21 protein-coding genes and 1 tRNA gene are annotated in these 24,455 nt (G+C 50.0%); 10 read left to right on the plus strand and 12 right to left on the minus strand.

Annotated features, from left to right (window positions below; genetic code table 11):
- From gspF to gspC, 4 genes are read right to left on the minus strand one after another with little or no spacing between them, the layout of a single operon-like run.
- Positions 1 to 1,221 carry a type II secretion system inner membrane protein GspF gene (gspF, locus tag MN202_RS08635; protein WP_335735704.1) on the minus strand — a complete coding sequence of 407 codons (1,221 nt, stop codon included), beginning with the start codon at positions 1,219 to 1,221 and terminating at the stop codon, positions 1 to 3.
- Positions 1,221 to 2,729, minus strand: a complete 1,509-nt coding sequence (gene gspE, locus MN202_RS08640; protein WP_335735705.1) for a type II secretion system ATPase GspE — start codon at positions 2,727 to 2,729, stop codon at positions 1,221 to 1,223. The genes gspF and gspE overlap by 1 nt, the downstream gene beginning before the upstream one ends.
- On the minus strand, positions 2,729 to 4,852 hold the full coding sequence (gspD, locus tag MN202_RS08645; protein ID WP_335735706.1) for a type II secretion system secretin GspD: 2,124 nt from the start codon (positions 4,850 to 4,852) through the stop codon (positions 2,729 to 2,731). The genes gspE and gspD overlap by 1 nt, the downstream gene beginning before the upstream one ends.
- Before the next feature lie 27 nt (positions 4,853 to 4,879).
- Positions 4,880 to 5,827 (minus strand): type II secretion system protein GspC, encoded by a 948-nt coding sequence (gspC, locus tag MN202_RS08650; protein ID WP_335735707.1) that lies wholly within the window; start codon positions 5,825 to 5,827, stop codon positions 4,880 to 4,882.
- Positions 5,828 to 5,995: 168 nt separating this feature from the next.
- Between gspC and hslR the strand changes: the two genes are divergently transcribed.
- A complete protein-coding gene (gene hslR, locus MN202_RS08655; protein WP_335735708.1) occupies positions 5,996 to 6,409 on the plus strand; it encodes a ribosome-associated heat shock protein Hsp15 in 414 nt (137 codons plus the stop codon).
- Between the two features lie 12 nt (positions 6,410 to 6,421).
- Positions 6,422 to 7,270 (plus strand): Hsp33 family molecular chaperone HslO, encoded by an 849-nt coding sequence (gene hslO, locus MN202_RS08660; RefSeq protein ID WP_335735709.1) that lies wholly within the window; start codon positions 6,422 to 6,424, stop codon positions 7,268 to 7,270.
- A gap of 91 nt (positions 7,271 to 7,361) precedes the next feature.
- Here the strand turns inward: hslO and MN202_RS08665 are convergent, their stop codons facing one another.
- Positions 7,362 to 8,708 (minus strand): sigma-54 interaction domain-containing protein, encoded by a 1,347-nt coding sequence (locus MN202_RS08665; protein ID WP_335735710.1) that lies wholly within the window; start codon positions 8,706 to 8,708, stop codon positions 7,362 to 7,364.
- 268 nt (positions 8,709 to 8,976) lie between these two features.
- On the opposite strand from MN202_RS08665, the gene MN202_RS08670 reads away from it, so the two are divergent.
- From MN202_RS08670 to sbcC, 4 genes are all read left to right on the plus strand, one after another.
- A complete protein-coding gene (locus MN202_RS08670; protein ID WP_335735711.1) occupies positions 8,977 to 9,498 on the plus strand; it encodes a hypothetical protein in 522 nt (173 codons plus the stop codon).
- A 119-nt stretch (positions 9,499 to 9,617) separates the two neighbouring features.
- On the plus strand, positions 9,618 to 10,157 hold the full coding sequence (locus MN202_RS08675; RefSeq protein WP_335735712.1) for a BON domain-containing protein: 540 nt from the start codon (positions 9,618 to 9,620) through the stop codon (positions 10,155 to 10,157).
- Positions 10,158 to 10,271: 114 nt separating this feature from the next.
- Positions 10,272 to 11,486: an exonuclease subunit SbcD gene (gene sbcD, locus MN202_RS08680; protein WP_335735713.1), complete on the plus strand. Its 1,215-nt coding sequence runs from the start codon at positions 10,272 to 10,274 to the stop codon at positions 11,484 to 11,486.
- On the plus strand, positions 11,483 to 14,467 hold the full coding sequence (gene sbcC, locus MN202_RS08685; RefSeq protein WP_335735714.1) for an exonuclease subunit SbcC: 2,985 nt from the start codon (positions 11,483 to 11,485) through the stop codon (positions 14,465 to 14,467). Before sbcD ends, sbcC begins: the two co-directional genes overlap by 4 nt.
- Here sbcC and MN202_RS08690 read toward each other — a convergent pair.
- The 3 genes from MN202_RS08690 to MN202_RS08700 form a co-directional block, all read right to left on the minus strand.
- The gene (locus MN202_RS08690; RefSeq protein ID WP_335735715.1) at positions 14,464 to 16,758 is read right to left on the minus strand and encodes a putative bifunctional diguanylate cyclase/phosphodiesterase; all 2,295 of its coding nucleotides are present in this window, start codon (positions 16,756 to 16,758) and stop codon (positions 14,464 to 14,466) included. The two genes, sbcC and MN202_RS08690, sit on opposite strands and share 4 nt — an antisense overlap.
- A 121-nt stretch (positions 16,759 to 16,879) precedes the next feature.
- Positions 16,880 to 17,626, minus strand: a complete 747-nt coding sequence (locus tag MN202_RS08695) for a DUF481 domain-containing protein (protein ID WP_335735716.1) — start codon at positions 17,624 to 17,626, stop codon at positions 16,880 to 16,882.
- Between the two features lie 2 nt (positions 17,627 to 17,628).
- Positions 17,629 to 18,453, minus strand: a complete 825-nt coding sequence (locus MN202_RS08700; protein WP_335735717.1) for a mechanosensitive ion channel domain-containing protein — start codon at positions 18,451 to 18,453, stop codon at positions 17,629 to 17,631.
- A 153-nt stretch (positions 18,454 to 18,606) separates the two neighbouring features.
- On the opposite strand from MN202_RS08700, the gene MN202_RS08705 reads away from it, so the two are divergent.
- The 3 genes from MN202_RS08705 to MN202_RS08715 all read left to right on the plus strand — a co-directional run bounded on the left by MN202_RS08705 (position 18,607) and on the right by MN202_RS08715 (position 20,673).
- Positions 18,607 to 18,682 (plus strand) — tRNA-His (locus tag MN202_RS08705).
- A 66-nt stretch (positions 18,683 to 18,748) separates the two neighbouring features.
- Complete coding sequence (locus tag MN202_RS08710; protein ID WP_335735718.1) at positions 18,749 to 19,288, plus strand: DUF1285 domain-containing protein; 540 nt, start codon at positions 18,749 to 18,751, stop codon at positions 19,286 to 19,288.
- A gap of 101 nt (positions 19,289 to 19,389) precedes the next feature.
- Positions 19,390 to 20,673, plus strand: a complete 1,284-nt coding sequence (locus MN202_RS08715) for a metal-dependent hydrolase family protein (RefSeq protein ID WP_335735719.1) — start codon at positions 19,390 to 19,392, stop codon at positions 20,671 to 20,673.
- Between the two features lie 20 nt (positions 20,674 to 20,693).
- On the opposite strand, the gene MN202_RS08720 is transcribed toward MN202_RS08715, so the two are convergent.
- The 4 genes from MN202_RS08720 to MN202_RS08735 all read right to left on the minus strand — a co-directional run bounded on the left by MN202_RS08720 (position 20,694) and on the right by MN202_RS08735 (position 23,629).
- Positions 20,694 to 21,176: a DUF2489 domain-containing protein gene (locus MN202_RS08720; RefSeq protein WP_335735720.1), complete on the minus strand. Its 483-nt coding sequence runs from the start codon at positions 21,174 to 21,176 to the stop codon at positions 20,694 to 20,696.
- Between the two features lie 15 nt (positions 21,177 to 21,191).
- On the minus strand, positions 21,192 to 21,725 hold the full coding sequence (yihI, locus tag MN202_RS08725; protein WP_335735721.1) for a Der GTPase-activating protein YihI: 534 nt from the start codon (positions 21,723 to 21,725) through the stop codon (positions 21,192 to 21,194).
- 53 nt (positions 21,726 to 21,778) lie between these two features.
- Positions 21,779 to 22,426, minus strand: coding sequence for a class I SAM-dependent methyltransferase (locus MN202_RS08730; RefSeq protein WP_335735722.1), 648 nt, complete (start codon positions 22,424 to 22,426; stop codon positions 21,779 to 21,781).
- Positions 22,427 to 23,002: 576 nt separating this feature from the next.
- Positions 23,003 to 23,629 (minus strand): c-type cytochrome, encoded by a 627-nt coding sequence (locus MN202_RS08735; protein ID WP_335735723.1) that lies wholly within the window; start codon positions 23,627 to 23,629, stop codon positions 23,003 to 23,005.
- Between the two features lie 182 nt (positions 23,630 to 23,811).
- On the opposite strand from MN202_RS08735, the gene yihA reads away from it, so the two are divergent.
- The gene (gene yihA / locus MN202_RS08740) at positions 23,812 to 24,444 is read left to right on the plus strand and encodes a ribosome biogenesis GTP-binding protein YihA/YsxC (RefSeq protein ID WP_335735724.1); all 633 of its coding nucleotides are present in this window, start codon (positions 23,812 to 23,814) and stop codon (positions 24,442 to 24,444) included.
- The last annotated feature ends 11 nt before the right edge of the window (positions 24,445 to 24,455 follow it).

Below are 24,455 nucleotides of genomic sequence, written 5' to 3' on the forward strand. Positions count from 1 at the left end.
TTAACGTCCTATCATATTGTTCAGTTCCAGGATTGGCAGCAAAATTGACAACACAATCAGAAACACCACTATGGCTAAAATAATCACGATCACCGGTTTAAAAATTTCCAGTGATACTGTCATTGTCATTTCAAATTCCCGATCCAGCGTATTGGCTGCCCGCTCCAGCATACCATCGAGCTGACCGCTCTTTTCACCACTGGCTATCATGTGCAGCATCATAGGCGGAAACAGCTTGGTTTGCTCCAGCGCTGTGCGCAGTGAAGTGCCTTCACGCACCCGTGCTGCGGCTTCTGCTACGCTGTTTTTCATATGGCTGTTAGACAACACATCCGCGCTGATGCGCATAGCTTCCAGCAGCGGCACACCACTGGCATTCAGGATACTTAGGGTACGGGCAAAGCGCGCGGTATTAATACTGGACACTATACGGCCTATGATGCCAAAGCGCAGCAAACGCCGGTCATAATTAAGCCGTATCGCCGGTTTTTTCAGTAGCCGTTGCCACAACGATACTGCCAGTACTATCGCCAGCACCAACCATATGCCGTAGCTCTGCACAAATTCACTGGCACCTATCATAAAGCGGGTTAAGGCCGGTAACTGCTGGCCCATATATTCAAACTGCTCGGTGATTTTCGGCACCACAAACGACAGTAAAATACCGATGATTGCCAGCGCCACAACGACCATTACCACCGGATAAATCGACGCCATCAGAATTTGATTACGCATATGCTGGCGTTGCTCGGTGTAATCAGCCAGCCGGTTTAGTACCTGATCCAAATGACCGGATTTTTCCCCCGCCGCCACCATAGAGCGAAACAGATGATCAAACACATGCGGGAATTCGGCCAGGCCTTCAGCCAGGCTGTAGCCTTCCACTACCTTAGAGCGCACTGTCATCATCATGTTTTTCAGCCGTGGCTTATCGCACTGCTCCGCCACGGCCAGCAAGGCACCTTCAATTGGCAGTGCGGCTTCAACCAAAGTAGCTAACTGTCGGGTTAGCAAAGCCAACTCGGAAGCTGAAATTTTACGTTTAAACCACTGTTTGCCACTGGCCAGCAATTTTTCCTGCTGTGAGGCTAGCGTAACGCTTACCGGAGCCAGCTTTTGTTCACGCAGCAGGCTTCGGGCATGGCGGGCATTGTCGGCTTCAAGTACGCCTTTAGTGGTTTTACCGCGCGCATCCAGCGCCTGGTATTCAAAGGCTGCCATTACACATCCTCGCGGGTTACACGCAGCACTTCTTCCAGTGTGGTTTCACCTTTAAGCACCTTGCTAAAGCCATCGGCGCGGATACTGGGGCTATGCTGGCGTACATATTTTTCAATCGCCTGCTCGCCTTTACCGTTATGGATAAGCTCACGAATATGCTCATCGACCAGTAGCAGCTCATGGATACCGGTACGTCCGCGATAGCCGCTATGATTACAGTGTTCGCAGCCAGCCGCCCGGTATATCACCTCTCCATCTTTTTTACTGATCCCCAGTAAATTACGCTCTTCTTTATCCGGTTCATGCGGCGCTTTACAATGTGGGCACAGTGTCCGTACCAGCCTTTGTGCCAGTACACCGAGTAAGCTTGATGACAGCAAAAACGCTTCAACGCCCATATCTTCCAGCCGGGTGATGGCACCAGAGGCGGTGTTGGTATGTAGTGTCGATAACACTAAGTGGCCGGTTAAACTGGCCTGCACGGCGATTTGTGCCGTTTCCAGATCGCGGATTTCGCCCACCATCACCACATCAGGGTCTTGCCGCAAAATAGCGCGCAGGCCACGGGCAAAGGTCATGTTCACCTTGGTATTAACCTGGGTTTGGCCTATGCCTTCCAGCTCGTATTCAATCGGGTCTTCTACGGTAAGAATATTGCGATCTTTAGTGTTTATCTCAGTTAAACCGGCATACAGGGTAGTACTTTTACCCGAGCCGGTAGGGCCGGTGACCAGAATAATACCGTGTGGTTTTAAGATCAGCTGCGAAAACGCCTGCTGCACCGATAACGTCATACCCAGATCAGCCAGATCCAGATGTGAGTTATTTTTATCCAGCAAACGCAGTACTACCCGCTCGCCATGACTAGACGGCATGGTAGACACCCGCACATCAACAGCACGGCCGGCAATGCGCAGGCTGATACGGCCATCCTGCGGTACGCGTTTTTCGGCAATATCCAGCTTGGCCATTACTTTAATGCGCGATACCAGCAAACTGGATAGGCGCCGGTTTGGCCGCAGCACCTCGCGTAAAATGCCATCAACCCGAAACCGCACTATCAACGCTTTTTCAAAGGTTTCAACATGAATGTCTGATGCGCCTAATTTAATGGCTTCGCCCAGCATGGCGTTAATCAGCTTAATAATGGGCGCGTCGTCTTCATTTTCCAGCAAATCTTCACTTTCCTGGATATCATCGGCCAGCGAGGCTAAATTTACCTCGTTACCAATGTCTTCCATCAACTGCTGCGCTTCACTGGAGTCACGCTGATAACTGGCTTCCAGCAGGGCTTCAAACTCTACCGCCGACAAACGGCTGATCTGAAACGGCTCGGCCAGCATCCGCCGCACTTCCAGTACCGCAGCCGGAGCGGTAGCGGCGTGAATATACAACTGCCAGCCCTGCGCTTGTTGCTGCAACAAAACGCCATGGCGTTTGGCAAAACCAAACGGCAGACGAATACGGTGGCTGGCCGGTTTTACCTGTTCGGTTTCCAGCACGTCCATCAGTCCTGCTTCCCTGATTTGGTGCCATCGGTAACCGGTTGCTGATTGATGTATTCATCAAAAGTTGGCGGCAGAGTTAAGGAATCATCCCATTCTGGCAGCACCACCTGTTTGGTGCTCGGCATTAAACGGATGCCTTCTTCCTCGCGCTTTAACTGCTCGGCGCGGATATAGTTGTATTTGGTCTTCGAAATACCGGAAATGGCCGAGCCTTCACGCACAATAGTGGCTTTAATAAACACCATCAGATTACGTTTTTTCTTGCTGACACTGGTCGATTTAAATAAATGCCCCAGAATAGGAATGTCGCCCAACAGCGGTACCTTAGACTCGCTTTCCTGCACGTCTTCATCTATCAAGCCGCCCAGCACGACAGTAGCGCCGTCATCGGCCATTACGGTAGTTTTTATTTCGCGCTTATTAATGGTGATATCCACCGCCGTGGCACCGCCAATGCTGGATACTTCCTGCTCAATGGTTAATTGCACCGCGTCGCCTTCGTTAATTTGCGGTGTCACTTTTAGCTTAATACCCACCTCCTGCCGTTGTACCTGCTGGAACGGGTTAGTATTATTAGAGCCGGTGGTTGAGCCGGTAATTACCGGTACTTCCTGCCCCACCAGGAAAAACGCTTCCTGGTTATCCATGGTAGTAATATGCGGCGTCGCCAGCACATTAGAGTTGGTGCTGGTGCGCACAGCTTGTAAAATTGCCGCCCAGTCGCCGCTGACAAAGCCCACCATGGCGCCGTTTAAACCACCTAACAAGTTACCAACAAGCTCATAATTACCTTCAGTATCAGGCACTGGCACTAAAGTACTGGGTACACCTTCAATTGTTGATTGTTCAACTCGCGGCGGGTTTTTCGTTGGCCGTGCAGCTAGGGCTGCGCCAGCTACATCGATAATGGGAATGGTATTGCCATTTCTAAAATTGGTACCACCACCATTTTTATTCAGCCACTGCACGCCAAGATCAGTGCCGTCGCCTTCAAATACTTCCACAATAATGGCTTCTACCAGCACCTGAGCACGGCGGATATCGAGCTGGCGCAGTACTTCTTCCAGTGAACGCATCATATCTGGCTGGGCGGTGATCACCAGTGAGTTGCTATCGGCGTGCGCTTCAATGCTAATCGCCCGGCCCTGAGTGGCTGCACCACGCGCCGCCTGGCCGGCAGCCGCAGTAGCGCCCTGCACTTCAGCCACGATAGAATCACTGACGCCCTTTAATACCGGCACCAGCTCTTCCGCTTTGGCGTACTTTAAATAAAACACCCGGGTATTACCGCTGGTTTGCAGCTCTGAATCGAGCCGCTTTGCCAGTTCAATAGCGCGTTGCCGCGCTTGCAATTCACCACTGACAATAACGCTGTTAGTGCGCTCGTCAGCAACAATTTTCGGGATCAGAAAATCCGGTTGCTCAGCACGGCCCTGAGTTTTATAAATACTTTCCAGGATACGCACAATCTCGGGCGCAGAAGCATATTGCAGCTTAACAATTTCCAGCTCCTGATCGCCGGCTTTGTCTACCCGCTGAATAATATCCACCAGCCGGTTTACCACCGCTGCCGGGCCAGTCATCATAATCACGTTTGACTGATCATAGTGCACCACATGGCCGCCACCGGCCTGATTGCTAAATTGGCGTAACAGAGGTGACAGCTCGCGCACCGACACATTACGCACCTGCACTACCCGGGTCACCATTTCATCACCCTGGCCAGGGTTTTCATCGCTGACTACCGGTATATTGCTGGTTTTAGCATCTTTATTGCGCACCACTTTTAAAATACCGTTGTCCATTTCCACCACGGCAAAGCTGTACACTTCCAATACGTTAAGGAAAAACTGGTAGTACTGTTCCTTATTAAGCATCTCATAGCTACGCACATTGATGCGGCCACGCACCTGGGGGTCAACTATGATGGTTTTTTGCAGGTTCATGCCAACAATATTAATAAACTCATTAATATCGGTGCCTTTAAAGTTTGGCGAGTACATTACTTCTTCCTGCGCTGCAACAGAAGCAGCCGGTATAGCAATGCTGACACTAAGCGCAGCGGCAACCAGTAAACTGGCCAGCGAGCGGCGGGAAAATAAACTAACTTGCCCTGATTTCATTAATATATAACCAATTCGTTGTAATAATTATTGTGACAACGAAACCAGAATATCTCTGATCTCACCATCCCGTTCTATTTTAATTGCCGCTTCTTTGGCATCACGCAATTCATTAATCACGTTCATTGCCTGTTGCATATCGTTTAAGGCGATGCCGTTTATTTCTATCGCCAGATCGTTGGGTTGCAAACCAAGCTGGGCGAATAAACTCGGATCTTTACCCGGCATCAGCCGGTAACCGCTTAGCTGACCATTGTTGCGTTGTGGCGACACCCGGATATAGTCAAAAAACTTCATCGGTTCAGCAATCAGCTCATCACGCCGGGCGTCCAGCTGCTCACTCGCTTGCAGCGGCTGCATTTCCATCGGCTCTGGCACCGGTGCCATATCGCCATCCATTTCAGAGGCCGGCTCATCAGCGCGGCCCAAACCTGCATTGGCCTGGGCAATTTTGGTGTATTCAATACCATCTAGCATCAGCGTTTCAAAACGGCCGGCCTGCTGGATCAAAACCCGGTCAGCCAATACCTGTTTCAGCCGGGCATTAGTACCGTCAATTTGATCATCCACGGCATAGGTCGCCTCACTGCCACGGCTTTCGATAATAGCACTACCGGCGCCAGGATCACTGGCCAGCGCAACCACACCGGTTAACTTCACATTCAGCGAGGTTTTCGGCGCTTCGGTTACCACCGGCTCTACTGTTTTGACCGCCTGCGCACTGGCAGTACCAAACAACTTAGGTGCAACTAACGCCGCCAAACTTACACCAACCGGCTCAGTTGCGGCGGCTTGCTGGTTTATAACCACCAAACCGCTGCCTGTTTGCGTCTCTGGTAACAGTTGCCAGGTTACTTTTGCCAGTAACCAGCCCAGACACAGCACTAACACCAGCTCAAGTGCCTGTCGCAACCGGGTCAGAGGTATCCGCTGCAGCTGTGATAACAGCTGAGATGTATCAAGTACTGATTTCATTTGGCACTTCTTTGTTCAACATAAAATTATCTTACCCAGTTGCGCTAGCGCCAACAAGTCGGGGCGCCAAGTTTACAATACATTAACGACAAAAAGCGATATTACGCAACCAAAACCACTGCTTTGGCTCTATAATGGCGATCTTAGTTCGCTATGACCGCAGGAAATATGTCGCACAGTCACTCAGCCCCACAGCCTAGCAGCCCAACGTTACGATTAGATAAATGGCTTTGGGCCTGCCGCTTTTATAAAACCCGCGCTCTGGCGAAAGAGATGATCGACGGCGGTAAAGTACATTATAATGGCCAGCGCTGCAAAGCCAGTAAAACGGTAGAACTTGGCGCAACAGTACGCGTTACACAAGGTTCAGATGAAAAAATCGTCATTATACTCGGCCTGTCAGACAAGCGGCTGGCGGCACCTCTGGCGCAGCAGTTATATGAAGAAACCGCAGACAGCATTGAACAACGGCTGAAACGTGCTGAATTACGCAAAACCAACAGCCTTTTTGCGCCGCATCCGGACACTAAACCTGACAAAAAAGAGCGGCGTAAGTTACTTTTATTAAAATCGCAGCAGTAGCAAGAGACAATTATGAACGCAGATCAGTTATATCGGTTTTTATTCACCCACCGAAGTGTACGCGGAGAGTTGGTACAATTATCCGATAGCCTGGCGCAGATGCTGGGCCAGCATGAATATCCGCTTCCGGTTAAACAACTGCTGGCGGAACTGGTAGCAGCAACCAGTTTGCTAACTGCCACCTTAAAATTTGACGGTGATATCGCCGTGCAAATCCAGGGGGATGGCCCGGTGCGCTTTGCTGCAGTAAATGGCACCAACCAACAACAATTTCGCGCTGTGGTACGGATGCAGTCTGAGCTGCAGGGTGATAGCTTTCGCAGCCTGATCGGCGATGGCCATATGCTGGTAACCATTACGCCGAAACAGGGTGAACGCTATCAGGGCATTATTCCGCTGTCGGGTGACAGTTTAGCCAGTACTCTGGAAGCCTACTTCGCCCAGTCAGAGCAACTGCCGACCCGGCTGTATTTGTATACCGACATTACTGAGCAGCATAATCGTGCTGCTGGCTTTATGTTACAGGTATTGCCGGTAGAGCCAGAAAAAGCCAAAGCTGACTTTGCTGATTTGGTCATGTTAACCGACACCCTAAGTCACAACGAAATGTTTGAGCTGCCAGCCGAACAACTGCTGTATCGTTTATTTCACCAGGAAGAAGTCGAGTTGTTTCCGGCACAACCGGTCAGTTTTGTTTGCGGTTGTTCGCGCGACAAATGCAGTGCGGCTATTATCAGCCTGGGTAGAGACGTTATTAATGAACACATTGCAGAAGGTAAGCTGGATATCAATTGCGAATATTGCAATACCACTTATCAGTTTGACGTTGCTGATTTAACGGCCTTATTACAGCAGCTGTAACAGCCGGCTTTCAGCTTTTGCCAATTTAGCCCTTAGTGTTAAACAGTTACCGCTTTGCCGGTAACTATTTAACCTAAGCACCGTCTACTGATCACGGCTCGGTTTGCTGGTATTTATCCAGCTTGTTGTACAAGGTTTTTACGCTAATACCCAGTTGCCGTGCCGTGTCAGTTTTATTGCCGGCGTTTTGTTGCAGCGTATTTAAAATCGCCGCTTTTTCCAAATCTTCCAGCGGTAGCCCGCAGGGTACATCAGCCAGACATTGTTCTACTGCGCTGTCAGTTGCATCGCCCAGCAATAAATGTTCAGGCAGGATCCGGTTATCAGCAAGGATATAAGCCCGCTCTATGGCATGCTTTAATTCACGCACATTTCCCGGCCAATTATGTGCAGCAATCAGCGCCAGGGTGTCAGCTGCCAGCTGCTTTTGTTGTTGCTCCTGCGCATTTCGATAGGCCAGAAAATGCAGCGCCAGGCCACAGACATCCTCGCCACGATCCCGCAAAGGCGGCACCTGCAGCGGAAACTGTGCCAGGCGAAAATATAAATCTTCGCGTAATACCCCCTCCGCAACAGCCTGCTGTGGATCGCGGTTAGTCGCTGCCACAATGCGCACATTGGCCTGCTGTACTTTGTCGCTGCCGACCGGGCGATACTCACCGCTCTCCAGTACCCGCAACAGTTTCACCTGCTGCTCCAGCGGCATTTCAGTTATCTCATCTAAAAACAAGGTTCCGCCCTGCGCCTGAGCAAATACGCCCTGGTGGTCACGCAAGGCACCGGTAAAAGCGCCCTTGATATGGCCGAACAATTCGCTGTCAACAAGCTCAGGGCTGAGCGCACCGCAGTTAATGGCGATAAAGGCCTGCTCGGCACGGCAGCTGGCCAAATGCAGCGTATTGGCAACCAGCTCTTTACCGGCACCGCTTTCACCTGAAATCAGCACGTTGGCTTCAGTAACGGCTACTTTACGTAAGGTGCGGTACAGCTTAAGCATGGCACGTGACGACCCAACCAATAAACCAAACTGATCCAGTGAACTGCTATCAGTTTTTACCTTTTGCTGGTTGTTACTCAATTGCTGATAAAAATCCTGCAAAGTATCTAGGATACAGGCCAAATCCAACGGCCGCCGGAAATGATAACCGGCGCCAGCGCGCATCAGCTTATCCAACATCAGATCGGGCACGCCATCACTGACCAGAATAAAATCAATTTCCGCCAGCAATTTACTGGCGGTTAATCGTTGATAATCGGCTTCGCTATATTGCTCAGCCTGAATAAACGCCAGGTCGCAAGGCTGTTGTATCAGTTGCTCTGGCCAGGGTGCAGTATCACTGCTTTTTACCACTATAAAGCGGCGCACAGCAGCGGACTGCAGCAACTGTGTCGCCAGTTCAGCGTCCTGTACATGCAAAAATAAGCGTGGTTGCGTCATTTATCTGCTCTCAGTTGAATTGCATAACCCTGGTGTCAGTAGACAGGCTGCGCTGCTGTTTCGTACAGCGATGCGACTCTTTAACATAGCAAAGCTACTTTTACTTGCCATAAAAGCACGCTGTTTCAACGCAACCCATTACCTCTAACCAGCTGTAAATTTAACAATATCAATAGGTAGAAGTTACCGGTCAACACCGTTTACATACCACAACGCTATAAAATACTTAGGTAAATCAAAACATTAAACCTTGGTACATGAATTGAATATGAACTATGACAGCAGTGATAAAAGGAGAAACGTCATGGGGCATTCCGGTATAGCTCAGTCAGCCAAGCTAAGCGCAGACGAAGTGAGTTCGCTGCAGGCGGCATATAGCGTCTGTAGTGCCGCAGAGCAATTTTTTCGCTATGCAGCCACGCAGGTAGCTAACAGCAACTTGCGATACAAGTTTTTACAGCTAACCAAATTGCATCTGAATGCGGCACAGCGCTTAGCGCAAACTTGCGCTACTGCAGACACCATTTCACAACAGCGCAGTACACTTTCTACTGTAAAGTCCTGGTATCAGCACCAGGCCGCAACGTTAGCGGAGCAGTCAACACAGCACACTATGCTGGCAGAGCTGGCGGCTTTGCTACAGCAACAGATCCGCAGTTTACGCCAACTTACCGCCGGCTTACACAACCGTGAGATAAAGATTGAATTGGCGCAGCTGGTCGCTGAATTGCAAATATGCAGCGATCAACTACAACCGCTACTGAAAGTTTTACCGCCCAGCAGGAAATAAATACAAACAAAAAATTAACATGACATGAATGAGTTAAAAATAACGTTTAAAAACAAGGAATTAAATTTTGGCATCATACTGGCATTAGTTTAATCGTCTCACTACAAAGGAGCGACAACATGAAACATACAACGTTAACAATGATGATAGCTTTAGCATTAACGACAACAGCGGTAGCTGCCAACGATTGGAAAGACGGCGCTAAAGATGCGTGGATTGATGGCAAAGCCGAAACGACACTGTTGTTGAACGGTAACTTGAACTCGTTTGATATTAATACCGACGTTAAAGATGGCGCAGTAACCTTAACCGGTAAAGTGGAAAATAGCGTTGATAAAGCGCTGGCTGAAGAGCTGATTGAAAATCTGGACGGTGTTACCGAGGTAAATAATCAGCTGACCGTAATGGCGTCAGGCAAGCATAGCAGCGATAAAGATAACAGCGGTTTAAAAGATGCCAAAATTGCTACTGTGGTGAAAACCCGTCTGTTATTTGAATCGGAAGTCAGCGGCACGGCTATTGATGTCGATGCTAAAAACGGTGTTGTAACCCTGCAAGGTGAAGTTGATTCTGATGCTGAGAAAGACTTAGCCGTTGCTATTGCGAAAAACACCTCTGATGTAAACCGGGTGATCGACAAACTGGACGTTGCGCAGTAATCCCCCACCAAGTAACGAGACCGCCGATCTGGGCCTTAGCGCTAGGTCGGCGCTTTGCTGTCTGCAGCACTATCCGGTATGCTTTCGCGACCAAATTTAGTAACTGTTGGCATTATGCGTATTTTACACAGCTCCGATTGGCATTTAGGCCAGCACTTTATTGGCCGCAGTCGCGCCAGCGAACACCAGGCGTTTTTACACTGGCTGGTGCAGCAAGTGAAGCAGCTGCAAATTGATGCCATTATTGTCGCCGGTGATATTTTTGATACCGCTACTCCACCCAGTTATGCCCGCGAGCTGTACAACCAGTTTATTGTTGAGCTGCAAGGCAGTGGCTGTCAGCTGATAGTGCTGGCCGGTAACCACGACGCCGCTGCGGTGCTGAACGAAAGCAAAAATCTGCTGCAGTATTTAAATACCCGGGTGATAGCCAATTGCAGTGACGAGCTGTCTGAGCAATTACTGGTGCTGCATAATCAACAACAACAGCCGGCGGCACTGTTGTGCGCTATCCCATTTATCCGCTCACGAGATCTGTTACAAAGCCAGAGTGGCCAGAGTGCGCGCGATAAACAACAAAGCCTGCAACAGGCCATTACCCAACATTACCAGCAGCTGTATGAGCTGGCGCAGCAATATAATAGCCAGCAGCAACAGCCGCTGCCGATCATTATGACCGGCCATTTGACCACAGTCGGTGTCAGTACGTCAGAATCAGTGCGAGATATCTATATCGGTACTCTGGATGCATTTCCCAGCAACGCCTTTCCGCCGGCTGACTATATAGCGCTGGGCCATATTCATCAAAGCCAGCAATTAAACGCCAGCACGGATATCCGCTACAGCGGCTCGCCTATAGCGCTGAGTTTTGACGAAGCCAAGCAGCAAAAACAGCTGTGGCTGATTGAGTTTTCCGGCACAGAAAAAACGGTCACGACCTTGCCAGTGCCATGCTTTCAGCCGTTATGCAGCATCAAAGCCAGCCTGGCTGACGTGGCGGTAAAAGTTACCCAGGCACTGCACAAGCTGGCAGCAGATGAAACGCTGTGGTTGGAACTGGTGATCAGCGAAACCGATGCCTATCTTACTGACTTACAACAAAGGGTAGAGCAATTGCTACAAGACTTGCCGGTTGAATTACTGCGTTTGCGCCGTCAACGCAGTGCCGGCAGCAACCTGAGCACTGCAGTGCAACAAAGTTTGGATGAGCTGACAGCAGAGCAGGTCTGGCACAGCCGACTGGCTGGCGAGAGCCTGAGTGACGAACAGCAGCAACAACTGACGGTGCTGCACCAGCAGGTACTGGCTAAGGTACAGGCTACAACATGAAAATATTGTCAGTACGGTTACAAAATCTGAACTCTCTGCGCGGCGAGTGGTTAATTGATTTTCGCCAGCCGCCCTTTAACCAAAGCACGCTCTTTGCTATTACCGGGCCAACAGGCGCTGGCAAAACCACTATTTTAGATGCTATTTGTCTGGCGCTGTACCACCAGACACCGCGGCTCAAGCCATCCCCCACCAGTAATGAATTGATGACACGCCATAGCAGTGAATGTTTGGCCGAAGTTGAATTTGAAGTGGCCGGCCAGGGTTACCGTGCTTTTTGGAGCCAGCGCCGTGCCCGCGGGAGCAGTGACGGTAATTTGCAAGCTGCTAAGGTTGAACTGGCAACGCTGGACGGCAACATTCTGGCAGAGAAAACCAGCGAAAAACTGTCACTGATAACCGAACTAACCGGGCTGGATTTTGGCCGTTTCACTAAATCTATGCTGCTGGCACAAGGTGGCTTTGCCGCTTTTTTGAATGCCGGTGCCAACGAGCGTGCCGAGCTGCTGGAAGAACTAACCGGCACCGCTATTTATGGCCGCATTTCACAGCAGGTATTTGACGATTGCCGCGAACAGAAAAATCAGCTTGAGCTGCTACAAGCCCGCGCCGGTGCGGTAGAACTACTCAGCGCAGAGCAGCAGCAGCTGTTAACCGCGGAACTGTCCGCTGTAAAAACCTCGCTGCTGCAGCAGCAACAGGCTGTGGTGGCGCAGCGCCAGCTACTGCAATGGCGTGAGCAGCTTAACCATGCCACCCAGGCACAGCACGATGCCGAACAGGAATTACAGCAAGCACGGGCTAACACCGCGGCGCATCAGTCTGACCTGGCCAGGCTAACTGCCCATCAGCCGGCCAGCAAGCTGGCACCTTTGCACAGCGCACTGCAGACGCTGCAACAACAACAGCAGCAATGCCAGCAGGAACAGCAAAACCTGACAACGGCGCTGGCGCAGGCTGCGCAGCAGCAAGCCGACATACTCTGGCAAGGCATGCAAACGCTGCAACACGCTAAGCAAGCCAATCAGCAGCAATTACAGCAACTGCAGACGCTGCAGCAACAACGCCGGCAGCAACAGCTGGCATTAAGCACCCAGCTGGCTGGGTTTAGCAGTACCACACAGCAGTTGGCACAGCAGCTGGACGGCGTGGAATTTGACCAACTGCGCCAGCAACAGCAAAACCGGCGCGAGCAACAATACCGCTTGCAGCAGCTACAGCAACAGATACAACAGCAACAAAAGTGGCAGCAACAGTACGCCGCCTTGCAGCAACAGCTAAGCACAGCTCAGCAAGCGTTACAGCCGGTGCAAACCGAGCTGCTGGCGCTGCGCCAGCAATACCAGCGCCTGCAGGAGCAGATCCGCGATAAAACACAGTTGCTACAGCAGCAACAGCTGATCATGCAGCTATCAGCGCATCGGGCCAGGTTGCAACCACAACAACCCTGTCCGCTATGCGGCGCAACTGAACACCCGGCGATAACGGAATATCAGCAACTGAATAGCAGTGCTACTGAACAAGAACTGCAGGCGCGGCAAGCAGAGCTGGAGCAAACACGGCTGCGCGGCGATGAGCTAAACAAAAATGAAGCCCGTTTAGCGGCAGAGATTAAGCAGCTGCAACAACACAGCAGCCAATTGAATGCCGAGCTGTCCGCCCTGACCAGCAGCATTGAACAGCAAGCCGCCGGCAGCACGGCACCGAGCATTAGCGCGGCCCTGCAACAGCTGACAACAGAGCTCAGTCAGGCCGCGCAGCAACTTAGCCAGTTAGAACAACTACAGCAGCAGCAGTTGCAACTGACAAAACAAGTACAGGATACCGAACGGCAACTGGCTGAAAATCAGCACCGTTTGCAGTTGGCCGAGCAGCAAGAGCAACGTATTGGGCAGCAGCACGCCGAACTTGAACAGCAATACGCAAATTGGCAACAGCAATGGCAAGCGATGCAACTGAGCGAGCCGGCAACGCCATTGCCAAGCGACACCCTGGCAGAGTTGACGGCCCGTTTACAGCAGGTGCAACAGCAGATGCAACAAGGGCAAGGGCAACAGCAGATCCTGGCGCGACAACAGCAGCAACTGGCGCCGCAATTACAGCAGGCCGAACAGCAATGGCAGCAAGCGTTGGCCGCCAGCAGCTTTGCCAGTGAAGCGGCATTTAAAGCAGCACTTTTGCCTGAGACTGAACTGAATCAGTTGCAACAACTGCAGCAGCGTTTACAACAAGCTGAAGTCGCCGCACAGCGCCTGCTTAGTGATTGGCAGCAACGCCATACTGTGCTGGCACAACAACAGCAGACGTCTTTAACGGCCAACGAGCTGAGCGAAGCACTGCAGCAGCAAGAACAGCATGTGCAGCAACTGACTGAACAACAGGGCCGCTTGCAGCAGCAATTGAGCAGCGACAGCGCGCGGCGCGACACGCAACAACAATTGCTGCAACAGATCGCAGCGCAGCAATCGCAGTATGAATACTGGCAGCGGTTAAACAGCCTGATTGGTTCGGCCGATGGCGCCAAATACCGCCGTTTTGCTCAGGGGCTAACCCTGCAGCAACTCATTATACTGGCCAACCGCCAGCTGTCGCTGCTACACAACCGCTATCAACTGGCCCGGCATAGTGAGGCTGAGCTGGAGCTGGTCGTACTGGATACCTGGCAGGCCGACAGCCAGCGTGATACCAAAACCCTGTCTGGCGGCGAAAGCTTTTTAGTCAGCCTGGCGCTGGCACTGGCATTATCAGATTTAGTCAGCAGCAAAACCCGCATTGACTCACTGTTTTTGGATGAAGGCTTTGGCACCCTGGATGCCGACACGCTGGACAGCGCTTTAAGTGCACTGGACAACCTGAACGCCAGCGGCAAGATGATCGGCATTATCAGCCATGTTGAGGCACTAAAACAGCGTATTCCGCTGCAAATCAACGTAGAAAAACAGCAAGGGCTGGGCTACAGCCAGATCAAGGTTGTCGGTTAGCCGCCACTGTTTTGCAGCAAGGCGGCAAAATCGTCTGCCGCCAAAGGTTTGCTGAAATAGTAGCCCTGATAATAATCGCAGCCCTGCTGTTGCAGAAACTGCAGCTGCTCTGCGGTTTCGACACCTTCAGCCAGCACTTTAAAATTCATCGTATGTGCCAGCGCAATAATGGCGCTGGCTATTTGTTTATCATCCTGCTCTGCCGGGATGTGTTCAATAAAACGTTTATCTATTTTCAGTACGTCCAGCGGTAACCGCTTCAGATAGGATAATGAAGAGTAGCCGGTACCAAAATCATCAATCGCCAAACGTACGCCCAGTGCACGTATTTGATGCATGGTATCAATCACTCTGACTTCATCGGTCATCAGCGCACTTTCTGTTACTTCCAACTCTAGCAACTGCGCCGACAAGCCGCTGTCTTTCAGTACCTGCTTCAATTGCTGCAACATGGTATCTTTCGCAAACTGTTGCGCCGAGACATTCACCGCCAGCCGAAAAGCCGGTAAGCCGGCCTGCAACCATTGACTGACCTGATGACAACTATGCTGCAGTACCCAGAGCCCGAGTTGATGTATCAAGCCACAGCTTTCAGCCAGTGGAATAAATTCTGCCGGCGACACTTGTCCTAACTGTTCGTCATGCCAGCGCAGCAACACCTCGGCACCAACGATGCGCCCCGAGCTTAACTCCAGCTGTGGCTGATATACGCAGTACAACTGTCCCAGATTAATGGCACTGCGCAGGCGCGATTCCATCACTACCCGTTGTCTGGCCTGCACAGTTAGGCCGGCGTCATAAAAGGCAATATTGTTACGGCCCTGGCTTTTCACGGCATACATGGCGGCATCTGCCGCGCGTAGCAAGCCTTCCGGATCGGTGGCGTGCTCAGGCCACAGCGCTATACCAAGCGATGCCGCCGGTATCACCTCAACTTTGTTGGCTAACATGCAGGGCTGCTGCAGCGCTTGCATCAATTTCCCGGTTAGTAGATTTAACTGCGCCAGGCCGCTAATTTTAGTGACCAGCACGGCAAACTCATCGCCGCCCAACCGGGCCAGAATATGCTCTGGCAGACATAAGCGCTGCAAGCGCTGACTCACCAAGCGCAACAATTCATCGCCGGCGCTATGGCCAAAGCTGTCATTAATATTTTTAAAATTATCCAGATCCAGCAGCAATACCGCACAGTGATTATTGCTGGCTAACTGCAGTGCTTCAGCAACGCGCTGCATAAAATACTGCCGGTTGGGTAACAACGTAATGGGGTCGTAGTCGGCTAAAAACGCCAGTTCGGCGGCTTGTTGTTTGCGTTCGGTTAAATCCAGATCAATACAGAAAATTTGCGGCTCCATATCAGGTAACTTGATCACCGCATGACCCGAATATACCGGCACCAGAGAGCCGTCTTTACGCCGCAGAGCTAACTCTTCCGAAGGCGCCCCCTGCCCGGTTGCCGCCATCTTTGCCATAGCCTGGGCCACGCCATCGTGCATATATGACGGTATAATTAAATCCAGCAAATTTTGCCCGACAGCTTCCTGTTGACTGTAACCGTAAATCTGTTCACTGGCTTTGTTCCAGTAAAAGGTGGTGCCATCTGCTTTATAGCCCTGGATCGCCAGTTGTGGCGCGTTGTCCAGCAAAGTGCGAAAACGCAGTTCACTTTGCTCAAGTTGCTGCTGTACCTGGCGCTGCTGGGTAATATCAAGTGCTACCGAAATAAAATAGGATTTGGCTTCCTCATGCACCAGGGCAACCGACAATCTGGCCCAGACCACAGAATTGTCGGGCCGCAGATAACGTTTTTCCAGCGAGTAGTGCTGTCGCTCCCCCTGCAATAACTGCTGCACAGCTTGTTCATCCAGAGCTAAATCGGCTGGATGCGTAATTTGCCTGAATGTCATGGTTATCAGTTGCGGCTCACTGTAACCCAGCAACTGACACATTTGTGCATTGGCACGCAAAAACCGGCCATCCAGGCCAACGTGGGCTATGCCGACCGCAGCATAAGTAAAGGTAGCGGCTAATTGCTGCTCGGTGTTATCCAGCGAGCGGGCATAATGTTGTTTTTGCCGAAGCAGAAACCAGGCCAGTAACGCTGTTAGTGCGATATAAAAGTAACCTTTATAGGCCTGATACTGGATCAGTGTTGGCAGATCCTGAAATAACCAAACCAGCAGCCGGTCACTACCTGTTATCCAGGCAATACCAAAAATTCCATACAGCAAGGCGCCAAACCAGGGGCGTTGCAAAAGGAGTTTATGGCGATGTTTCACTATCCTTGTCATGCCGTTAACACTGCAGAGTAAGTTAAACTAATGCAGCAAGCATAGTCGAAAAAAACAGTGTATGAACAGGCAGATAAGAAAAGTTGGCGCCAGAGAGATGCCTAAGCTGGCGCCGGTCAGGTTAGAATGAATACACCAGGGTTAGCGAGGTTTGCGTATCGGTACTTTTCTTACCGGCAGTAACATCAGAGTCGTTCTGCACCTGAAAAGCCGCTTTCATTTGTAACGAGCCGTTAATTTTTGCCAATAGCGCCGTTTCGGCAATAGTACGGGTATTGTCGTCACCGTATTCTACGCTTAACGTTTGGCTGAAACTGGCAGATTCACTAATCGTCCACTTAAACGCAGCCGCGCCACGCACGATCAGGCCTTGCTCCGTTTCACCGCTCGATCTTTTGCCAGTGAAATAACCCGGACCGATTTCAACGTCCAACGATTTATCTTCAGCGTTATACCAGCGGGTGCCATAACCAACCGCTAAAGTGGTGTACTCGGTATAAGCACCAAACTCATCATCAGTGTAAGAGCCAAAAGCAAACAACTTGTCGAATTCATCGTCCAGCTTATAGGCTGCTTTTGCTGAAATTAAATAACGTTCGGCTGATTTTTCAGTAAATTTGTTACCGTCAGCGTCGGTTTTTTCATCTTCTTTAAAAAAAGCACTGAAAATGTACTGGTTACTCCACTGCTGCAGCTCTTGTTTGGCATCAATTTTACCGGTTACTGAAGTACCAACGGTATTGCCCGAGGTGGTAATAGCGCCAAGCTCAGCCGACGTTGTCCACACTTTACCGCTGGCTGCAGTATCATTTGCCTGCACCGACATACTGGCTAACACGGCCAATGCCAGAATTGAATAACCCTTCATATCTACTCCTGCTTGTCTTGCTTAATATGTACGTCCATCTGTGGAAACGGAATAGCGATGCCCTGCTCATCAAAGCTCAGTTTCACTTTTTCCAGTGTGTCCCAATATACATTCCAATAATCGGCTGAGTTAACCCAGGGCCTGACATTAAAGTTTACCGATGAATCGGCCAATGCTGCCACGTTGACTGCCGCTGCAGGCTCTTGCAATACCCGGCTGTCGTTCTTCAGGATATCCTGCAATATTTGCTTGGCTTTACGCAGATCAGAGTCATAGCTGATACCAATAACCAAATCGACACGACGGATTGCCTCCGCTGAATAGTTTGTAATAGCACCGCCCGTTACCTGGGCGTTTGGCACAATAACCAGCTTATTGTCTGGCGTTTTCATCATGGTTTGAAAAATTTCTATTTTATCTACAGTACCGGTAACACCACCAGCCTCGATAAAATCACCGGATTTAAATGGCCGGAACAGAATAATAAGAATACCCGAGGCAAAGTTGGCCAGCGATCCCTGCAATGCCAGGCCAACCGCCAGACCTGCCGCACCTAAAATGGCGATAAAGGACGTGGTTTGCACACCAACTTGCGACAGCGCCATCAGTAAGGTTGCTATCAGCAGCACGGCATACACAATACTGGCAATAAAAGACACTACGGCTTTATCAACTGCTTTTGCCAGCAGAGTCTTTTCCAGAAAACGCGATACTGCTTTGGCAACCATCCGGCCGACGTAAAAAATTACTATTGCCGCGACTAATTGCAGCAGTTTGCCTAATAAAACTTCATGATTGTCCTGAAACAACTGAGTTATTTGATCCATTGCACTCTCCTGTTGACTGAAAAATTGCAAAACGCCCGCAGGATAGCATAAAACCTGCTAAAGCCGCAGAACAGACTACAAGCTGTTAACCCCTAATTTCCAGTAAAAAGCTTGGTGTTGTGGAAAAATTTGGGTAAAATGCCGGCCTAAGTGGTGACTGTAGCTCAGTTGGTAGAGCCCCGGATTGTGATTCCGGTTGTCGTGGGTTCGATCCCCATCAGTCACCCCACTTCCTTTCAAAGATACCTTTAGCTTTGCTAAGCTTACTGGCAATACCATCAGCAGAGCACGCGCATTGGACTTAACCCGATTACAGCAGCAGCTACAACAACCGGCACTGGCTCCGGTTGAACAATGGCATCCAGTCTTTTGTGGTGATATTCCTTTGCATATCGACGCCCAGGGGCAGTGGTATTATCAGCACAGTTTGATCCAACGACCTGCCTTAGTTAAATTATTTGCATCGGTATTGCTCTGTCAACATGGCGAGTACTTTTTGCAAACCCCGGCAGAGAAAGTTCGTATCAGTGTTGCCGACGCGCCTTTTCTGATCACTGACTGGCAATGGGTGGATAGTGACACCGGCCCAGCACTGCAACTGACCACTAATCTGGCACGGCAACTGATACTTAGCCCGGCTTACCCTATGTTGTTAAAACCAGACCCACAGCAGCAATTATTACCCTATGTTCAGCTGTGGCATGGCTTGCAGGCAAAACTAAGCCGCAATGTATACTACGCATTGGCAGCATTAGCCACGCCGGTTTATTGCAACAAGCAGCAGCATTTTCAGTTAAAAAGTGCCGGTTTTCCCTATACCTTTGCTATTGTCTAACACTGGTCGGCTAAAAACGTCGGCCTGTCTCATGTTGGTTGTTGAATTTGCCAGCAATGTTAACACTGAAAACCGATCACCCATTACAAGGCTCTAACAACATGAAAAAAACGCCCCTGGCTTTATTGCTGCCGTTATTGGCCAGCAGCTCACTGGTTGATGCCGCAACTCTGATCCATGCCGGTAAGCTCATCACTGCGGAAAACAAAAATGTTTACGCCAAGCAAACCATAGTAATTGAACAGGACAAAATCATTGGCGTTGAAGCCGGTTTTCGCGCGCCGACAGCTACCGACACCGTAATCGACTTACGCCAGCACACTGTAATGCCGGGTTTAATGGATATGCACACCCATTTTTATACCCAGTTTAGTCCGACGGTTTACAGTGAAGGCTTTACGATGAATGAAGCTGACTACGCGCTGCGTGGCGCAACTTTTGCGGAAAAAACCTTACTGGCTGGTTTTACCACAGTACGCGAACTGGGAGACAACCATCACATCAGTACCGCATTAAAAAAAGCCATTGCTAAGGGTTACGTGAAAGGACCGCGTATCTATGCTGCCGGTAAATCAATTGCTACCACCGGTGGCCATGCTGACCCGACTAACGGCGTAGCTTATGCGTTAATGGCCGATCCGGGCCCGAAAGAAGGCGTGATAAATGGTGCCGACGACGCGCGCAAAGCAGTACGCCAGCGTTATAAAGAAGGTTCTGATGTTATTAAAATAACCGCTACCGGCGGGGTATTAAGCGTGGCCAAAAGCGGCAGTAATCCGCAGTTTACTGATGAAGAACTGGCAGCCATCGTCAGCACAGCAAACGACTATGGGCTGAAAGTGGCCGTGCATGCGCACGGTAAAGAAGGTATGGAACGCGCGATACGCGCCGGTGTCGCATCAATTGAGCACGGTACCTATATGGACAAGGCCACCATGACATTGATGCGCAAAAACGGTACCTACTATGTACCAACTATCAGTGCTGGCAAATGGGCTGCAGATAAAGCCGCCATTGCCGGCTTTTTCCCAGACTTGGTGCGGCCCAAAGCGGCTACCATTGGTAGTAAAATTCAGCAAACTTTTGCCGAAGCTTATAAAGCCGGTGTCAAAATTGCGTTTGGCACTGACGCCGGCGTATTTGAACACGGCAACAACTGGAAGGAATTTGTCTACATGACTGAAGCTGGCATGCCTGCCATCGATGCCATCCTCAGTGCCACTATTGAAGGTGCCAGGCTATTAGGCGTTGACAGCGAACTGGGTAGTATTGCCGCCGGAAAATTTGCCGATATTATTGCCGTACCCGGCGATCCGTTAACCGATATCAATCAAATGGGTCAGGTGAGCTTTGTGATGAAAGCCGGTCAAATCTACCGGCAGTAGCGTCGGCGCCGGCCCGGGCGTTAACTCTGGGCCGGCTGTAAGCGTTGTAACAGCGCTTTAGCATCCGCCAGAATGAAATCTTTCAACTGCTGCTCGGCAGCCAGCCGCAGTTTATCCTGATTGTAAGTCTGTTGTTTACTTTGACGCTTGCGTGCTTCGTGCGTTGGCATGTCTTTGACTACCTGATACATCTGATGCAAACCCGGATAAGTTTGCACCGGATCCGGCTGACGCTCGGGTACCAGATGGTCCAGCAGTACCCAAACTCTTAACGCGCCTTCAGACAGTTCACATTGCTGCTCCAGCATGGCACGGCAAATAAGCGTAATACTTTCGGTCAGATAGCGTCGCTTTTCAGTTTGCTGTTGTTGTAGCGCCAATTGCTGCTGCTTTTGCTGTAATTTTTGCAGCTGCAGCCGACGTAACAACATACCGGCATAAAATGCCAGCGCCACAACCACCATTGTAGCAACAGCGACCAGTATCAATGTTGTGTTGTTCAAACCAGAGCCCCGTTATCAGTCTTCGCCGAGCAGATCTTTGCGCCAGTCTTTACTTTCAAACTCAGCCAACGGATCAACTTCCGCTTCCTGTTCAGTTAAGCCAAGTTGTTGCAATAGTTGCTCTAACCGAGCCGTCTTTGCATTGAAATATTTTGCATCTTTGCCAGTCAGAATTTCGTTTTGCTCAACCCGCTCCAGCAATTGTTGCAAGTAGCTGTCGTTTTCAATCAGTGCCAATTCCTGTTCCGGCGCAATAACTTCCGCTTTAACTTTAGCCAGGCTAGCCTTGGGTTGGCTAACAACTAAAGGCTGCTCTGTAACGGGTACTAAAGCAATCGGTTTTTTACTGCCAATGCGCTTGTCTTTGTTAGCGGCATTGTCTGTACTGGCTGGTTTTACCTGCGCGACATTATTGCGGCTACCAGACTTCAGGCCAGCACCCTTTTTCTTGGTTTCTTCTTTTGGCTCCCGGCTTTTACGTATTTCCTGTGCGGGTAAGTGGCGCTGGCCATTAGAACCGGCTGAGCGCGTTTTTTTCTGACGAGTCATGTTTGCTACCTGTGAAAAAGGGCGCACATTTTAACCAGTTTTGCCGGCAAACACTAATGGTTTCGTTGCAGTAACACGACATCTTTGTCGACAACCTGCAGCACAAAGCCATCTCGGCGGGCTAAATAGGCAAAAGTGTCTTCAGCGAAGAAACTGACATGTGTCGGATCATTCTTGTAGTGCCAGTTGGCAAAGGCTGCAGCACTGGTATAACGCTTGGTCATAATGGCCAGGATACCGTCTGCTTTAAGCAGCCTGAGCCATAGCGACCACTCCTGCGCCGGATTGACGAAATGCTCAATCGCTTCGCTACAACAAATAAAGTCGTACTGGCGCAGCAAAGCTGTGTCGTCTTTAGCAAAAAACGGATCCCAAACCGCCATATTATGGCCGGCCTCTGTCAGCATCTTTGCCAGCAATGGTCCCGGGCCACAGCCGAAATCCAGCCCGTCGAGCTCTTTATCTGGCAGCATGCCTAACAACGGCGTTGCCAGCCGTTGTAAAAACTGGCGATAGCCCTGATCGGCCAAATCGTTCTGATGCAATTGGTATTGTGCCAACTCTTGTTCGCTGCTGAGCAAAGTTGCCCGGTCAGCAAAGACGAGCTGACACTGTTGGCACTGAAAGTAGTGGCGGCGCTTATCCTGGCAAAACAACAGGCTGTGCCGGTGATGGCATAGCGGGCAAACGACTGCGGACATAATGTGAAAACCTGAAAAAGAAAAGGGCGATAAGATAAGCTTATCGCCCTGGGTATGCCTGTGTCACGTGGACACTACTCTCATTCGCTTTCATCGTCCTGATGTTGCTTCAACGCCCTGTTTTTTCGTGTTCCATTTATGTTATGTGCCTTCCTGGCAATTTTCTTGTTTACGATCTTCCTGATGCTTTCGTATCCATCCCTGAGCGCACTTTAACGCTGCACATCATCCCGATGCAAAAAAAGGTACCACGCACTGTGTTGTACTGGGTACTGACACTTCCCTGCCGCTAGTCCCTGTTATTATTGGTTACTAAGTGTAACTGCCTTGTAATCTACTCCAATCTGCTCAGATGGCAAGACACTGCAGAAAAAAAACCTAAGCCAGTTAAATGCAATTTATATTATTTAATTATTTTCAGATAGTTAACGCAAAAACCGCTGCAAAAAAAGTTCAATGAATTTGCTAAAATGGCTATTTTCTTACAGCCAGTGTGAGATATATCTCACAAAAATGCAGTTTCTAAAAAAGAAAAACCGGCGATAAAAGCCGGTTTTTTTGCGATGAACAGCTAGCTTAGTGTAAGCCACCCAGATATTGCGATAAGGTTTCTATGTCTTCATCGGTCAGTTTTCTGGCAATATCCTGCATCATACCATTTAAGTCATTCGCACGCTTACCGTCACGAAACTCCTGCAGCGTCGTCTTCAGGTAGTTAGCATGCTGAAAAGAAATTTTTGGAAAACCACTCAAATCAGAGCCATTGCCACGCGGACCATGACACGCAATACAGGCTGCGATTCCGCGCTCAGCATCACCACCACGATACAACTGACCACCGCGCTCAATTACATTTTCAGCGGTAGTACCCGGCTTCATTTTCTGTGATGAAAAATAGGCTGCTAAATCTTTCATATCCTGGTCAGATAACGCCGCCACCATACCAAACATGATGTTGTTGGTACGGCCTTGCTTACCGCCGCTTTCCATGCCGGCTTTATAATCGCGCAGCTGTTTATAAATGTAAGGCGCGTGCTGGCCTGCGATTTTGGGATACATATCAACGGCACTATTACCGTCAGCACTGTGGCATGCTGCGCATACCGCCGACTTAGCTTTACCTGCTTCGGCATCACCGTCAAACGCCTGAGCTGTTCCGATAAAACCGAATAGCAGCGTCAGTGGAAATAGCATTTTCATCATTTTTTATCCGTCTCTGTCCGCAATAAACCACCAGCATACTGGCATATTAAGGCTAATAACCTTATTTTTTCTACCTATTTTACACGAAACTAGTCAAAGTAAAATCCCATAGCGTGAGCAAATGCTTCTGCCGATCCGTCAGATCCGCTACAATAGCTACAAAATGTTAGCCGGAGAAGGCAGTGTACAAGTCAAAAATAAATTATCAAAGCACCACATTCCTCACCAGTGCGCCGGATATTCGGGCGCTACCTGCCGATGAAGGTATAGAAGTGGCTTTTGCCGGCAGATCAAATGCCGGTAAGTCCAGTGCTCTGAATACGTTAACCCGGCAAAATAGTTTAGCGCGCACCAGTAAAACACCTGGGCGCACTCAACTAATCAACACTTTTAGCCTGGATAATGCACGCCGGCTAATTGACTTACCTGGTTACGGTTTTGCCAAAGTACCATTGACTGTTAAAGAGAAATGGCAAAAATCGCTGGCAGAATACCTGATGAAACGCAGTAGCCTGAAAGGTCTGGTAGTGCTGATGGATATCCGTCACCCGCTGAAAGATTTAGATCAGGATCTGATCCACTGGGCGGTAGAAAGTAAACTATCGGTGCTCATTTTGCTGACTAAGGCAGATAAGCTTGGACCGGGCGCGCGCAAAAAAATAGTGCTGGATGTTCGCGAAGCAAGTCTGGCTTTTATGGGAGATATTCAGGTACAAGCTTTTAGTTCGTTAAGCAAACTTGGTCTACCGGAGCTGGAGCAAACCCTGGATCAGTGGTTTGGTGCTACTGAACCTACTACCGACAGCCAGCTTTAACGGCATAAAAA

Source organism: Rheinheimera muenzenbergensis (assembly GCF_036984005.1).
Classification (GTDB): domain Bacteria; phylum Pseudomonadota; class Gammaproteobacteria; order Enterobacterales; family Alteromonadaceae; genus Alishewanella; species Alishewanella muenzenbergensis.

Excerpts from the sequence above, each read along its gene's own strand:
- MN202_RS08670 (WP_335735711.1), top strand. The coding sequence starts at position 8,977 with ATGAACTATGACAGCAGTGATAAAAGGAGAAACGTCATGGGGCATTCC.
- gspF (WP_335735704.1), bottom strand. The coding sequence starts at position 1,221 with ATGGCAGCCTTTGAATACCAGGCGCTGGATGCGCGCGGTAAAACCACT.
- sbcC (WP_335735714.1), top strand. The coding sequence starts at position 11,483 with ATGAAAATATTGTCAGTACGGTTACAAAATCTGAACTCTCTGCGCGGC.
- yihI (WP_335735721.1), bottom strand. The coding sequence starts at position 21,725 with ATGACTCGTCAGAAAAAAACGCGCTCAGCCGGTTCTAATGGCCAGCGC.
- MN202_RS08695 (WP_335735716.1), bottom strand. The coding sequence starts at position 17,626 with ATGAAGGGTTATTCAATTCTGGCATTGGCCGTGTTAGCCAGTATGTCG.
- gspD (WP_335735706.1), bottom strand. The coding sequence starts at position 4,852 with ATGAAATCAGGGCAAGTTAGTTTATTTTCCCGCCGCTCGCTGGCCAGT.
- MN202_RS08665 (WP_335735710.1), bottom strand. The coding sequence starts at position 8,708 with ATGACGCAACCACGCTTATTTTTGCATGTACAGGACGCTGAACTGGCG.
- MN202_RS08715 (WP_335735719.1), top strand. The coding sequence starts at position 19,390 with ATGAAAAAAACGCCCCTGGCTTTATTGCTGCCGTTATTGGCCAGCAGC.
- MN202_RS08730 (WP_335735722.1), bottom strand. The coding sequence starts at position 22,426 with ATGTCCGCAGTCGTTTGCCCGCTATGCCATCACCGGCACAGCCTGTTG.
- hslR (WP_335735708.1), top strand. The coding sequence starts at position 5,996 with ATGTCGCACAGTCACTCAGCCCCACAGCCTAGCAGCCCAACGTTACGA.
- MN202_RS08735 (WP_335735723.1), bottom strand. The coding sequence starts at position 23,629 with ATGATGAAAATGCTATTTCCACTGACGCTGCTATTCGGTTTTATCGGA.
- gspC (WP_335735707.1), bottom strand. The coding sequence starts at position 5,827 with ATGAAATCAGTACTTGATACATCTCAGCTGTTATCACAGCTGCAGCGG.
- hslO (WP_335735709.1), top strand. The coding sequence starts at position 6,422 with ATGAACGCAGATCAGTTATATCGGTTTTTATTCACCCACCGAAGTGTA.
- MN202_RS08675 (WP_335735712.1), top strand. The coding sequence starts at position 9,618 with ATGAAACATACAACGTTAACAATGATGATAGCTTTAGCATTAACGACA.
- MN202_RS08690 (WP_335735715.1), bottom strand. The coding sequence starts at position 16,758 with ATGACAAGGATAGTGAAACATCGCCATAAACTCCTTTTGCAACGCCCC.
- MN202_RS08700 (WP_335735717.1), bottom strand. The coding sequence starts at position 18,453 with ATGGATCAAATAACTCAGTTGTTTCAGGACAATCATGAAGTTTTATTA.
- sbcD (WP_335735713.1), top strand. The coding sequence starts at position 10,272 with ATGCGTATTTTACACAGCTCCGATTGGCATTTAGGCCAGCACTTTATT.
- gspE (WP_335735705.1), bottom strand. The coding sequence starts at position 2,729 with ATGGACGTGCTGGAAACCGAACAGGTAAAACCGGCCAGCCACCGTATT.